Raw genomic sequence first — 262 nt, forward strand, 5'->3', positions numbered from 1 at the left:
ACCCGATCGTCCCGCGCCCCGGCCGGACCCGCCCGGCGCCCGGCCAGTGGCTGCCCGTGGACCCGCCCTCGGCCGCCCCGCACCGCAACGGCTGCCCCGCCTGGCGGTACGGCCCGCCCTGCCCCGCGCCCGCTCCCGCGCACCCGGTGGCCGCGGCCGCCTACTGGCCACCCGGCACGCTGCCCCGCTGACCGACGGTCGGCCGGCCCGGCCGGCCCCCGTGGAAAACGCCTCGCCCCGAACCGGTGACCGGTTCGGGGCG

At 83.2% G+C, this 262-nt stretch carries 1 pseudogene; it reads left to right on the forward strand.

Annotation, left to right across the window (positions count from 1 at the left end):
* A pseudogene (locus tag ABD323_RS37085) lies at positions 1 to 191 on the forward strand (protease); the annotation flags it as partial.
* Positions 192 to 262 lie beyond the last annotated feature (71 nt).

It is taken from the genome of Kitasatospora nipponensis (assembly GCF_039528135.1).
Classification (GTDB): Bacteria; Actinomycetota; Actinomycetes; order Streptomycetales; family Streptomycetaceae; genus Kitasatospora; species Kitasatospora nipponensis.